This window comes from Kitasatospora sp. NPDC056273 (assembly GCF_042268845.1).
Taxonomy (GTDB): Bacteria; Actinomycetota; Actinomycetes; order Streptomycetales; family Streptomycetaceae; genus Kitasatospora.
On sequence record NZ_JBHJSJ010000008.1, the window covers coordinates 168,057 to 181,175 of the forward strand.

Below are 13,119 nucleotides of genomic sequence, written 5' to 3' on the forward strand. Positions count from 1 at the left end.
CCATGGCTCTCGACGACCTGAAGGCCGCCCTCCCGGACTACGCCAAGGACCTCAAGCTCAACCTGGGCTCGGTCATCGGCAACTCCGACCTCCCCGCCCAGCAGCTCTGGGGCACCGTGCTGTCCTGCGCGATGGCCACCCGCAGCCCCGGCCTGCTGCGCGAGCTGGAGCCCGAGGCCAAGGCCAACCTCTCCCCGGAGGCGTACACCGCCGCCAAGGGCGCGGCCGCGATCATGGGGATGAACAACGTCTACTACCGGACGCTGCACCTGCTCTCCGACAAGGAGTACAGCACGATGCGGGCCGGTCTGCGGATGAACATCATCGGCACCCCGGGCGTCGAGAAGGTCGACTTCGAGCTCTGGTGCTTCGCGGTCTCGGCCATCAACGGCTGCGGCCAGTGCCTCGACTCGCACGAGGCCGTGCTGCGCAAGGCCGGCGTCGAGCGCGAGGTCGTCCAGGCCTCGATGAAGATCGCCGCCGTCCTCCAGGCCGTGGCCGGCGTCCTCGACTCCGAGGCCGCCCTGGCGGACGTCACCGCCTGACGCACCCCGGCACCCCGACGGGCCCCTCCCGGACACCATGTCCGGGAGGGGCCCGTCGTCGTTCTCCCGCACCGGTCGCCCCGGCACGGCGGGGGGTCAGTCGGTGGCGGGCGCGGCTGACGGGGCGGGGTGGGCGGCCGCGGTGCGCTCGGCGGCGGGTTCGGCCGTGCGCCCCGCCGTGCGCTCGGCGGCCTCACGGGCGGCTTCGAGCGCGGTGAAGACGGCCTGGCCGGCCTCGTTGCGACGGCGCAGGTGGGCGACCACGGTGTTGGTGACGGCGATCAGCGGGACGGCGACCACCGCGCCGCCGATGCCGCCGATGATGCCGCCGGCCGCGACGCCGAGGACGACGCCGAGCGGGTGGACCCGGACGGCCCGGCCGAGGATCAGCGGCTGGAGGATGTGGCTCTCCACCTGCATCACCGCGACCAGCACCACCAGCACCATCAGCGCCGTCCACGGCCCCTGGGTGACCAGCGCGATCAGCACCGCCACGGTGCCGGTGATCAGCGCGCCGACCAGTGGGACGAAGGCGCCCAGGAAGATGATCACGGCCAGCGGCAGCGCCAGCGGCACGCCCAGCAGGTCGACGCCGATGCCGATGCAGAGCGCGTCGATGAAGGCCACGCAGACCGTGCCGCGCACGTAGGCGGTGAGCGTCGCCCAGGCCTTCGGGCCGGCCCCGGCCATCGCGAACCGGGAGTGCCGGGGCAGGCCGCGCAGCGCCCAGTTCCAGATCTTCGCGCCGTCGTAGAGGAAGAAGAAGGTGGTGAAGAAGGTCATCAGCAGCGCGGTCAGCACCTCGACGGCGATCTGCGCGCCGGTGATCGAGGCCGAGGTGAGCTGATCGGTGTTGGTGGTGATGGCCTTGGTGATCTGGTTGGCGAAGTCGGTGATCTGCTGCTGGGTCAGGTGCAGCGGCCCGGTGACCAGCCAGTCCCGCAGCTGGTTGACGCCGGTCTTCACCTGGGTGGTGACGTCCGAGAGGTTGGTCGACACCTGCCAGACGACGAACCAGCCGACCAGCCCGATCCCGGCCAGACCACTCAGGAAGACCCCGCCCGCCGCCAGCGAGCGCGGCACCCCGTGCCGGCGCAGCCAGGAGACCGAGGGCTCCAGCAGCGCGGTGATCAGCAGCGAGGCCAGCACCGAGAAGGCCACCAGCCGCAGCATGTCGACCACGTAGAAGACGACGTAGAGCGCGGCGCCGAGCAGCAGCAGCCGCCAGGTCGACTCGGCGGCCACCCGCAGGCCCCACGGCACCGACTCGGCGGGCGTGGCCGGGCGGCCGGGGTGGTACTCCCGCCCGAGCCCGACGTGCGCGGCCGGGGCGGCCGGGGCCGGTTGGGCCGCCGGAGCCGTCGGGGCCGGCGCGGCGGACGGCGGGACCGGCTCGGCCGCCGGGGCCGGGTCGGCCTGCGGCACCGGAACGGCCCGCGGGACGGGGACGGGGCCCGGCGCCTCGACGAGTGCCGGGACGTGCCCGTCCACGAGCGCCGGCACCGGCCCTTCGGCCAGTGCCGGGAGTGCCGGTTCGTGCGGGTCGGCCGCCATCGCGGCACGCCGGCGCCGTTCGATCACGGCGGCCGCGCTCGCCACCACGGCCATGCCCTTGGCCACGGCCTTGAAGGCCTTTCCGCCCCGCGCCATCCTCGCTACCACCGCTCCCCTGCCGAACCCGCCGTGTCCGGCGGTACGCCGCGGGTCCTGCCGCGGCCGTCAGGGATGACGCTACCCGCCGGAGCAGCGGCGAGTCCGGTCGCCGGTCCGTTCGACTCGAACCGTCCATCCCGATGAACCGGACAAAACGCAAGGTTCCATACGGTTTCGGACACGGTTCACCGGGGAGGAGTCGGGACGAGACCCCGGAGCCCAGCCGCCGAGGTCGCCCCACGGCCAACCGCCGGCGGACCGGCCGGTGCGGGGAGCAACCAGGACCCCTCCCCGCGCCCCGTGTCCGCAACCGGGGCCGCACCGCCCGAGGGCGCACTGGTCAGCGCCGCCCGGGCGGCGCGGTCCGCCCCCTCGCCGCGAACCGGAGAACCGCCGAGCCGGAGAACGGCCTGGCCGCGAACCGGAGAACGTCCTGGCCGCGAACCGGAGAACGTCCTGGCCGGAGAACGCCACGGCCCCCGGTCGCTCGCCCGAGGAGGGCGAACGGCCGGGGGCCGGGTGGAACCGGGCCGCCGGAGCGGCAGCCGTTTCCTAGTACCAGTTGTGCGCCTGCCAGAACGACCACGCACCGCAGGGGCTGCCGTAGCGGGAGTTCATGTAGCCGACGCCCCACTTGATCTGGGTGGCCGGGTTGGTGCGCCAGTCGGCACCGGCCGAGGCCATCTTGGTGCCGGGCAGCGCCTGGACCAGGCCGTAGGCGCCGGAGCTCTTGTTGGTCGCGGTGTAGTCCCAGCCGCTCTCGCGCTTCACGATCTGGCTGAAGCACTGGAACTGCGCGTCGTTGCCGACGATCTGCCGGGCCAGGTCCTGGACCGAGCCGGGGCTGACCGAGACGGGCGGCGCGCTGTCCTCCACCGCGCTCATCGCGGAGCGGGACTTGGAACGGTTCGCGGCGGCCTCGTCGGCCTTGCGCTTGTCGTCCGCGGCCTTGGCGGCCTTCTCCGCGTCGGCCTTGGCCTGGGCGTCGGCCTTCGCCTGGGCGTCCGCGGCGGCCTGCTGGCGCGCGGCCTCCTCGGCGGCCTTCTGCTCCGCGGCGGCCTTGGCGGCGGCGTCGGCGGAGGCCTGCTGGGCGGATGCCTGCTGGCCGATGTTGTCACTGATGGTCTGCGCCTGGGCGCCAGAGGGGACTTCGGCAAGCAGGGTCGCGCCCGCGACGTCGACCGTCTGCGTCGTCTTGCCCTCGCTGCCCGAGGCCATGCCCACGACGGCACCGACAGCGGTGACGGCGGTGGCGGAGGCCACAGCGACTCCCCGGACCGAGATCCGAGTCACATGGATTCCTTCCAGCATCGCCCACGCGTGACCGTACGGGCGCAACATGCCCCTTGACACTGACCTCCGCACGGTGCACTGGTCACGGGAGGTGCTGGCCCGGCGTCCGGCCGAGGTGAGTCGACCAGGCGTTGGAATCGGGCGGCGTACGGCTCAACGTTCTTCAATTGTGCGTCCACCGACCGGAGTTGGTGGACCTTCCGGGGCCTGACCTCCGGTGGCCGGAAGCCCTGCCGCGCCGTACGCGGGGCCTGACAGAACCCTCACCATGCCGCACCGGGTACGGTCGACGCAATTCCCGCCCGCGTGGCGCATGTCACATTCACCGCATGGCAGTTCCCCGGACGGAAAGCACTCGATGTGATGAAACGGACGGGGCCCGCTCCCTCAGGAGCGGGCCCCCGGCCATGAGTTGACCGTATTGTCCGACTATGCCCTCGGAGGGCGGATCACGGGTGGATGTCCTCCAGCATCTCCGTGACCAGCGCCGCGATCGGCGAACGCTCCGAGCGGGTGAGCGTGATGTGGGCGAAGAGCGGATGACCCTTCAGCTTCTCCACCACCGCCACCACGCCGTCGTAGCGGCCCACCCGGAGGTTGTCCCGCTGCGCCACGTCGTGGGTGAGCACCACCCGCGAGCCCTGACCGATCCGGGACAGCACCGTCAGCAGGACGTTCCGCTCCAGCGACTGCGCCTCGTCCACGATCACGAAGGCGTCGTGCAGCGAGCGCCCCCGGATGTGGGTCAGCGGCAGCACCTCCAGCATCCCGCGGGAGATGACCTCCTCGATCACGTCCGGGGTGGTGACGGCGGAGAGGGTGTCGAAGACCGCCTGCGCCCAGGGGCCCATCTTCTCCGCCTCGGAACCGGGCAGGTAGCCCAGCTCCTGCCCGCCGACCGCGTACAGCGGCCGGAAGACCATCACCTTGCGGTGCTGCCTCCGCTCCAGCACCGCTTCCAGCCCCGCGCACAGCGCCAGCGCCGACTTCCCGGTGCCGGCCCGGCCGCCCATCGAGACGATCCCGATCTCCGGGTCGAGCAGCAGGTCCAGCGCCACCCGCTGCTCGGCGCTGCGCCCGCGCAGCCCGAACGCCTCGCGCTCCCCGCGCACCAGCCGCACCCGGCCGTCGCCGGTGACCCGGCCGAGCGCCCGGCCGCGCTCCGAGGTCAGCACCAGTCCGGTGTGGACCGGCAGCTCGGCGGCCCCGTCGACGTCCACCCCCGCGTCGTGGCCGACCGAGAAGAGCGCGTCCACCTGATCGGCCGGGACGTGCAGCTCGGTCATGCCCGTCCAGCCCGAGGTGATCGCCAGCTCGGCCCGGTACTCCTCCGCGAGCAGGCCCACCGAACTGGCCTTGATCCGCAGCGGCAGGTCCTTGGACACGACGGTGACGTCGTAGCCCTCGGCCTGGAGGTTGCGGGCGACCGCGAGGATCCGGGTGTCCGCCTCACCGCCGCCGGCCCGGTAGCCGACCGGCAGTATCGACACGTCGGAGTGGTTGAGCTCGACCCGGATGGTGCCGCCGAGCTCGCCGACCGGGATCGGCTCGTCGAGCCGGCCGTGCCGGATGCGGTAGTCGTCGAGCAGCCGCAGCGCCTGGCGGGCGAAGTAGCCCAGCTCCGGGTGGTGCCGCTTGGCCTCCAGCTCGGTGACGACCACCACCGGGAGGACGACCTCGTGCTCCTCGAAGCGGGTCATGGCGAGCGGGTCCGCCAGGAGCACGCTGGTGTCGAGAACGTACGTGCGCCGGTCTGGTGTCCGGCGGCTCTTGGAACTGACCACTAGGCCTCCAGAGCGGATGACCCTGCGTCATCCGCGGCAAGCCGGCCCCCGCTGCCCCGGTGGCCTCGGGACCGGACTGACTGGAGTATTCCCAGGCGGGGAACGGTGCATTCGCGCCCCCGGCGAACTGACGGATCATTGCCGGTGAACGTTTGGCCTCGCCCGGGCGCCGGGTAGGCCAGGCCTACGGCGGTCATTTCCTCCGGACGGCCGGACCTGGGACGACGGCCCCCGGACACGGGGTCACCGCCCCCGAGGGCGCGGGGCACCGGCCCCGGGAACGCGGGGCACCGGCCCCGGGACGCCGGGCCGGAACCGGCCGATCCGGGACTACAGCCCCAGCCGCCGGTGGCGCTGCTCGTAGGCGCGCAGCGCGCGCAGGAAGTCGACCTTGCGGAAGGCCGGCCAGTACGCCTCGCAGAAGTAGAACTCGCTGTGCGCGCTCTGCCAGAGCAGGAAGCCGGACAGCCGCTGCTCGCCCGAGGTGCGGATGATCAGGTCCGGGTCGGGCTGGTTGCGGGTGTACAGGTGCTCGGCGATGTGCTCGACGGTCAGGACCTCGGCCAGTTCCTCGATCGAGGTGCCGCGTCCGGCCTGCTCCTGGAGCAGCGAGCGGACGGCGTCGGCGATCTCGTGCCGACCGCCGTAGCCGACCGCGACGTTGACCGTTATCCCGTCGATGTCGGCGGTCTGGTCGGCGGCCCGCTTGAGCACGTCGGCGGTGTGCTGGGGCAGCAGGTCCAGCGCGCCGACCGGGTTGACCCGCCAGCGGCGGGCGGCGGCCAGGCCGGTGACGGCGTCCTCGATGATGCCGAGCAGCGGGACGAGCTCGTCGGCCGGGCGGTCCAGGTTGTCGGTGGAGAGCATCCAGAGGGTGACGACCTTGACGTGGGTCTCGTCGCACCAGCCGAGGAACTCGCTGATCTTGTCGGCGCCGCGCTGGTGGCCGTACGCGGTGGAGCCGCCCGCCGCCTTGGCCCAGCGGCGGTTGCCGTCCAGGATCACGCCGATGTGACGCGGGGTGCTCGCGAGGTGGACCTCGACCCGTCGCCCGTAGAGCCCGTACATCCCGCCGAGCAGGGTGCGCAGCCCCGGCGTCCGTTCGGCGACATCGCGCAGACCCATGTTTCCCGGCCCCTCCGTGCTCGTTGCAACTGGTGCGTCTCCGCCCCCGGCGCAGCCTACTCCGGCGCGCAGGTGCACAGTAAAGCCGCAGGTAGCGGTCTGGTCACGGTCCTGTACGAAGTCTGTCCCGACGGGCGTGTCGGGGGTCCTCCGGACGGGTGGCGGGGCCGCCGCGGGGCCTCCGGGGCGCGGACACGGAACGGTCTCCGAATCCTTAACGGAACCGTAAGCCGTTCTTCCGATGCTTGACGACCAGCAATGGTCTAGTCCAGCTTTTGATCCGGGACGGAACGATCCTCCTGCTCCGCCCCGCAGGCTCACTTCGGACCTCCCCTCCCCCACACGCGGCCGCCGCGCCCCCCACCGCGGCGGCCGCTCCTCCCCCAGGAGCGTCACCCCATGGCCCGTACGCTGAACCAGCCTTCGCACAAGCGCCGGCGCAGCCCCCTCCCGGCCGTCGCGGCCGGCGCCACCGCCCTCGCCCTGGCCGGCGGCGGCCTCGCCCTCTTCGCCGGCGGTGCCAGCGCGGCGGTCGGCAACCTGGTCGCCAACGGCGGCTTCGACGGCGGGCTCGGCGGCTGGACCTGCACCGGCGCCGCGACCACGGTGTCCTCCCCGGTCCACTCCGGCACCGGCGCGCTCCAGGCCACCCCGGGCGCCGGCGACACCGCCGAGTGCGCCCAGACCATCAGCGTGCTGCCCAACACCAGCTACACGCTGAGCGCGTGGGTCCAGGGCCCGTACGTCTACCTCGGCGCGCGCGGCACCGGCGGCACCGACCCGTCCGTGTGGTCGAACCAGAACAGTTGGAACCAGCTGTCCACCACCTTCACCACCGGGGCGAACGCCACCAGCGTCACCGTCTACCTGCACGGCTGGTACGGCCAGAGCGCCTACCTCGCCGACGACGTCGCACTGGTCGGCCCCGGCGGCACCGGCACCCCGTCGCCGACCGCGACCCCCACGCCGACCCCGACGCCGACGGCCACCGCCTCCCCCACGGCCACCGCGACGCCCACCCAGACGGCGACCCCGACCCCCACCGGGACGCCCACCCAGACCCCGACGGCGACCCCCACCGCCACGCCGACCAGCACCACCCCGCCGGTCACCGGCCTGCCCGCCCACGCGGTCACCGGCTACTGGCAGAACTTCGACAACGGCTCGACCGCGCAGCGGCTGAGCGACGTCCAGAGCGCGTACGACATCATCGCGGTGTCCTTCGCCGATGCCGTGCCGACCAGGACCGGCGCGATCAGCTTCACCCTGGACCCGGGCCTGTCCAAGGCCCTCGGCGGCTACACCGACGCCCAGTTCCGCGCCGACGTCAAGGCCAAGCAGGCGGCCGGCAAGAAGGTCATCCTCTCCATCGGCGGCCAGAACGGCGCGATCACCGTCGGGGACGCCACCGCCGGCGCCAACTTCACCAACAGCGCCTACGCGATCATCAAGGACTACGGCTTCGACGGCATCGACGTCGACCTGGAGAACGGCGTCCAGGCCGGCCCGCTCGGCGACGCGCTGCACGCCCTGCAGGCCAAGGTCGGCCCCGGCTTCGTCCTGACCATGGCCCCCGAGACCATCGGGATGTACAACACCTCCGGCGCCTACTTCCAGCTGGCGCTGAAGACCAAGGACATCCTCACCGTCGTCAACACCCAGTTCTACAACTCGGGCGGCATGAACGGCTGCGACGGCAAGGTCTACAACCAGGGCACCATCGACTTCATCACCGCGCAGGTCTGCACCCAGATCCAGGGCGGCCTGCGGCCGGACCAGGTCGGCATCGGCGTCCCGGCCTCCAGCCGGGCGGCGGGCGGCGGCTACGTCTCGCCGACCGTGGTGAACAACGCGCTGGACTGCCTGGCCACCGGTAACAACTGCGGCAGCTTCGTGCCGCCGGCCAAGTGGCCGACCATCCGCGGCGCGATGACCTGGTCGACCAACTGGGACGCCAACAACGGCAACGCGTTCTCCAACACGGTCGGCCCGTTCGTCCACAAGATGCCGTGACGGCCGGGAGGCCGTGACCCCCTAGAGCCCAACTCCCCCGGCGCGCCGCTCCTTGAGGGTGGGGCCTGCGCGTCGGCGGCGGGGCCCGTCGTACCGACCGGTACGGCGGGCCCTTCCGTTTCCCCTGTCCCCTCTATTAGGGACGGGGTCCGGCGGGGGCGGTGGCGGGGTCCTCCGGGGGCCGGGAGCGGGGTGGACCGGAGGCCGGGGCGGCTCCCGGTCGTCGCCTGGTACGGCTCCGCTCACCGCGCCAGGACCGCGGTGAGCGCGCCGAGCAGCAGGAACGGGCCGACCGGGAGGTCGAGCCCGCGCACCGGGCGGCGGCGGGCCAGCGCGGCGGCGGCCCGCAGGGTGCCCCACAGCCCGGCGAGCACCATCGCGGCGAACAGCCCGCCGAGCGCCACCGACCAGCCGAACCAGCCGAGCAGCCCGCCCAGGGCGAGCCCGAGCGGGGAGTCCCCGGGGCCCAACGCACCCAGCCAGACGGCCAGTTCGAGCACGCCCCCGACCGCCAGCGCGACCAGCAGGCAGCGCAGCAGCGCACCCGGGTCCCGCTCGGCCTGCGCCGCGACCAGCAGCAGCGCCGCCACCCCGCCGAGCAGCGGCACGGTCAGCCCGTACGGCAGCCGGCGCACCCGCGCGTCGACGAAGCCGAGCGCCACGCCGAGCGCCGCCGCCCAGCCCAGGGCCAGGGTCACCACCACCAGGCGGTCCGCCGCGTACGCCACCGCGACCGCGACCGCCGCCGCGACCGCCTCCACCGTCCAGGGGCCGGCGCCCAGCCGCTCCCGGCAGCCCGGGCAGCGCCCGGTCGGCGGCAGCAGCCGCACCGCGCGCCCGCAGGACGGGCAGGCCTCGCACCAGGGCTCGCCCTCCGGCACCGCGAAGCGGGCGATCCGCCCGCGCAGCGGCGGAGCCGCCAGGAGACCGACCAGCACCGCCGCGACCACGACCGGGACCACCGGCGCACCCCCTCCTCGACCGACACGACCGGCCACATCCTCCCGCGCCGGGCGTGTGCCGTCCGTCTCGTTCCACGGAACGGCGCGGCGGCGCTCCTCGCATACAGGAGCATTCCGGACATTCGACTGCCGGTTCACAAGGCCGCCCGCCGCCCTCGCCTGCCGATCCAAGGGGGCCGTTCCGACCCTCCGAAGCACCCCCGCGGAGACCCGCCGCACGGCCCCTCCGTACCCCTAAAGTAGGCGGACATGCAGGTCATCCAGTCCAGCAAGCTCGCCAATGTCTGCTACGACATCCGCGGACCGGTACTCGACGAGGCGATGCGGCTGGAGGAACAGGGCCACCGCATCCTCAAGCTCAACACCGGCAACCCGGCCACCTTCGGTTTCGAGGCGCCCCCGGAGATCCTCCAGGACATCCTGCGCAACCTCGCCACCGCGCACGGCTACGGCGACTCCAAGGGCCTGCTCTCCGCCCGCCGCGCGGTGGTCATGCACTACGAGGACCGCGGGCTGCACGGCCTCTCCGTCGATGACGTCTTCCTCGGCAACGGCGTCTCCGAACTGATCCAGCTGGCCATGACCGCGCTGCTGGACGACGGCGACGAGGTGCTCGTCCCGGCCCCGGACTACCCGCTGTGGACCGCCTCGGTCTCGCTGGCCGGCGGCACCGCCGTGCACTACCGCTGCGACGAGCAGTCCGAGTGGTACCCGGACCTCGCCGACATCGAGGCCAAGGTCACCGACCGCACCAGGGCCATCGTGGTGATCAACCCGAACAACCCGACCGGCGCGGTCTACCCGCGCGAGGTGCTGGAGGGCATCGCCGAGATCGCCCGCCGGCACGACCTGGTGGTCTACGCGGACGAGATCTACGACAAGATCCTCTACGACGACGCCGAGCACGTCCCGCTGGCCACCCTGGCCCCGGACCTCTTCTGCGTCACCTTCAACGGGCTGTCCAAGGCGTACCGGGTCGCGGGCTTCCGCTCCGGCTGGATGGTGCTGTCCGGCGACCGGCACCGGGCCCGCAGCTACATCGAGGGCCTGACCGTGCTCGCCTCGATGCGGCTCTGCGCCAACATGCCGGCCCAGCACGCGGTGGCCGCCGCGCTCGGCGGGCGGCAGTCGATCCGCGACCTGGTGCTGCCCGGCGGCCGGCTGCACGCCTCGCGCGACGCCGCGTACAAGCTGCTCAACGACATCCCCGGGGTCAGCTGCGTCAAGCCCAAGGGCGCGCTGTACGCCTTCCCCCGGCTGGACCCCAAGGTCCACAAGATCAAGGACGACGCCCGGATGGTGCTCGACCTGCTGCGCTCCCAGCGCATCCTGCTGGTCCAGGGCACCGGCTTCAACTGGCCCGAGCCGGACCACTTCCGGCTGGTCACGCTGCCCCGGCCGGAGGAGATCACCGACGCGGTGACCCGGATCGGCGACTTCCTGAGCGGCTACGTCCAGCCGTAGCCACCGGGCCCGACGACACCCGGAACGGCTCCCGGGACGGCTCCCGGAAAAACACTACGGCCGGAGTTCCGGCCCGGGCGATCTCCTTGGTCGGGGGAAAATCGCCCGGCGGAACTCCGGCCGTCCTGCCGCTCGGCGGGGCGCGCGGTTCGTGCCGCGCGCCCCGCCGCTACCGCGGCTGAGGCTCAGGCTCAGCCGAGGCGCGCGACGAGGTTCCGGTACTCGTCCCACAGCTCCTTCGGGGTGTGGTCGCCGAAGGTCTCCAGGTGGGCCGGCACGAGCGCGGCCTCCTGGCGCCAGATGTCGGCGTCCACGGTGAAGAGCAGGTCGAGGTCCTCCTTGGAGAGGTCCAGGTCGCCGAGGTCGAAGCCCTCGACGGTCGGCAGCACGCCGATCGGGGTCTCGACGCCCTCGCCGGTGCCCTCCAGGCGCTCGACGATCCACTTGAGCACGCGGCTGTTCTCGCCGTAGCCGGGCCAGACGAACTTGCCCTCGGCGTCCTTGCGGAACCAGTTGACGTAGTAGATCTTCGGCAGCTTGGCGGCGTCCGCCTGGGCGCCGACCTTCAGCCAGTGGGCGAAGTAGTCGCCCATGTTGTAGCCGCAGAACGGCAGCATCGCGAACGGGTCGCGGCGCAGCTCGCCGACGGTGCCCTCGGCGGCGGCGGTCTTCTCGGAGGCGATGTTGGCGCCCAGGAAGACGCCGTGCTGCCAGTCGAAGGACTCGGTCACCAGCGGGACGGCGGTGGCGCGGCGGCCGCCGAACAGGATCGCCGAGATCGGCACGCCCGCCTGGTCCTCCCACTCCGGGGCGATGGTCGGGCACTGCGCGGCCGGGACGGCGAAGCGGGCGTTCGGGTGGGCGGCCGGGGTGCCGGACTCGGGGGTCCAGTCGTTGCCGCGCCAGTCGGTCAGGTGCGCCGGGGGCTCGTCGGTGAGGCCCTCCCACCACACGTCGCCGTCGTCGGTGAGGGCGACGTTGGTGAAGACGGTGTTGCCCCAGAGCGTCTCGATGGCGTTGGCGTTGGTGTCCACGCCGGTGCCGGGGGCGACGCCGAAGAAGCCGGCCTCGGGGTTGATGGCGTACAGGCGGCCGTCGGCGCCGAAGCGCATCCAGGCGATGTCGTCGCCGATCGTCTCGACCTTCCAGCCCGGGACGGTCGGCTGGAGCATGGCCAGGTTGGTCTTGCCGCAGGCCGAGGGGAAGGCCGCCGCGACGTACTTGACCTCGCCGCTCGGCGGGGTGAGCTTCAGGATGAGCATGTGCTCGGCCAGCCAGCCCTCGTCGCGGGCCATGGTCGAGGCGATGCGCAGCGCGTAGCACTTCTTGCCGAGCAGGGCGTTGCCGCCGTAGCCCGAGCCGAAGGACCAGATCTCCTTGGTCTCCGGGAAGTGCGAGATGAACTTGGTGCTGTTGCACGGCCACGGCACGTCCGCCTGGCCCTCGGCGAGCGGGGCGCCGACGGTGTGCACGGCCTTGACGAAGTCGCCGTCCTCGCCGAGCTGGTCCAGCACGGCCTGACCCATGCGGGTCATCACGCGCATCGAGACGGCGACGTAGGCGGAGTCGGTGATCTCGACGCCGTACGCGGCCAGCGGGGAACCGACCGGGCCCATCGAGAAGGGCACGACGTACATCGTGCGGCCCTTCATCGCGCCGCGGAAGAGGCCCTGCTCGCCCTGGAAGATCTCCCGCATCTCGGCGGGGGCCTTCCAGTGGTTGGTCGGTCCGGCGTCCTTCTCCTGCTCGGAGCAGATGAAGGTGCGGTCCTCCACGCGCGCCACGTCGGACGGGTCCGAGGCGGCGTAGTAGGAGTTGGGGCGCTTCTCCTCGTTGAGCTTCTTGAAGGTGCCCTGCGCCACCAGCAGGTCCGCGAGGCGCTGGTACTCCTCGTCGGAGCCGTCGCACCACTCGATGCGGTCCGGCTGGGTGAGCTCGGCGATCTCGCTCACCCAAGCGAGCAGCTGCTTGTGGCGGGTGGGCGCGGATGCGCTGAGAGCAGAGATCTCGTACGACACGATCGCTCCGTTTCACGCCATCTCGGCGTGGAGATGGCGTCGCGGGGGTCTGAGGGTGCTTGCAGCGTAGCTCCGGACTCAAGGCCGGAACGCGGCGAAGCGTCGAAATTGACGCACCCTTTACTACAGCCAGTATGATTACCCATCGGTAACATGCCGACCGACCCCGCGACGGAGTGCGCGGCGCCACACTCCAAATACTCCAAAACGTCTAAGAGTGACGATCGCCACTTCCTACGCGCGAGTAACCTACGGAGCCGTA

At 72.3% G+C, this 13,119-nt stretch carries 9 protein-coding genes; 3 read left to right on the forward strand and 6 right to left on the reverse strand.

The genetic code is table 11. From position 1 onward, the window contains the following. Positions 1–2: 2 nt before the first annotated feature. Complete coding sequence (locus tag ACFCY1_RS10420) at positions 3–545, forward strand: alkyl hydroperoxide reductase (protein WP_049659817.1); 543 nt, start codon at positions 3–5, stop codon at positions 543–545. Between the two features lie 96 nt (positions 546–641). Here the strand turns inward: ACFCY1_RS10420 and ACFCY1_RS10425 are convergent, their stop codons facing one another. The 4 genes from ACFCY1_RS10425 to ACFCY1_RS10440 all read right to left on the reverse strand — a co-directional run bounded on the left by ACFCY1_RS10425 (position 642) and on the right by ACFCY1_RS10440 (position 6,400). After that, a complete protein-coding gene (locus ACFCY1_RS10425; protein ID WP_375874167.1) occupies positions 642–2,195 on the reverse strand; it encodes an AI-2E family transporter in 1,554 nt (517 codons plus the stop codon). A 555-nt stretch (positions 2,196–2,750) separates the two neighbouring features. Beyond that, on the reverse strand, positions 2,751–3,509 hold the full coding sequence (locus ACFCY1_RS10430) for a transglycosylase SLT domain-containing protein (RefSeq protein ID WP_181970664.1): 759 nt from the start codon (positions 3,507–3,509) through the stop codon (positions 2,751–2,753). Positions 3,510–3,940: 431 nt separating this feature from the next. Continuing rightward, the gene (locus ACFCY1_RS10435; protein WP_049657856.1) at positions 3,941–5,275 is read right to left on the reverse strand and encodes a PhoH family protein; all 1,335 of its coding nucleotides are present in this window, start codon (positions 5,273–5,275) and stop codon (positions 3,941–3,943) included. A gap of 330 nt (positions 5,276–5,605) precedes the next feature. Next, positions 5,606–6,400 carry an isoprenyl transferase gene (locus ACFCY1_RS10440; protein WP_181970663.1) on the reverse strand — a complete coding sequence of 265 codons (795 nt, stop codon included), beginning with the start codon at positions 6,398–6,400 and terminating at the stop codon, positions 5,606–5,608. A gap of 399 nt (positions 6,401–6,799) precedes the next feature. On the opposite strand from ACFCY1_RS10440, the gene ACFCY1_RS10445 reads away from it, so the two are divergent. Next, entirely contained in the window at positions 6,800–8,413 is a 1,614-nt protein-coding gene (locus ACFCY1_RS10445) for a chitinase (RefSeq protein WP_074001323.1), read from the forward strand. A gap of 242 nt (positions 8,414–8,655) precedes the next feature. On the opposite strand, the gene ACFCY1_RS10450 is transcribed toward ACFCY1_RS10445, so the two are convergent. After that, positions 8,656–9,375 (reverse strand): hypothetical protein, encoded by a 720-nt coding sequence (locus ACFCY1_RS10450; RefSeq protein WP_079271861.1) that lies wholly within the window; start codon positions 9,373–9,375, stop codon positions 8,656–8,658. A 249-nt stretch (positions 9,376–9,624) separates the two neighbouring features. Here ACFCY1_RS10450 and ACFCY1_RS10455 point away from each other — a divergent pair, with 249 nt between their 5' ends. After that, positions 9,625–10,839: a pyridoxal phosphate-dependent aminotransferase gene (locus tag ACFCY1_RS10455; RefSeq protein WP_074001322.1), complete on the forward strand. Its 1,215-nt coding sequence runs from the start codon at positions 9,625–9,627 to the stop codon at positions 10,837–10,839. 191 nt (positions 10,840–11,030) lie between these two features. On the opposite strand, the gene ACFCY1_RS10460 is transcribed toward ACFCY1_RS10455, so the two are convergent. Further along, positions 11,031–12,857 carry a phosphoenolpyruvate carboxykinase (GTP) gene (locus tag ACFCY1_RS10460; RefSeq protein ID WP_049659026.1) on the reverse strand — a complete coding sequence of 609 codons (1,827 nt, stop codon included), beginning with the start codon at positions 12,855–12,857 and terminating at the stop codon, positions 11,031–11,033. Positions 12,858–13,119 lie beyond the last annotated feature (262 nt).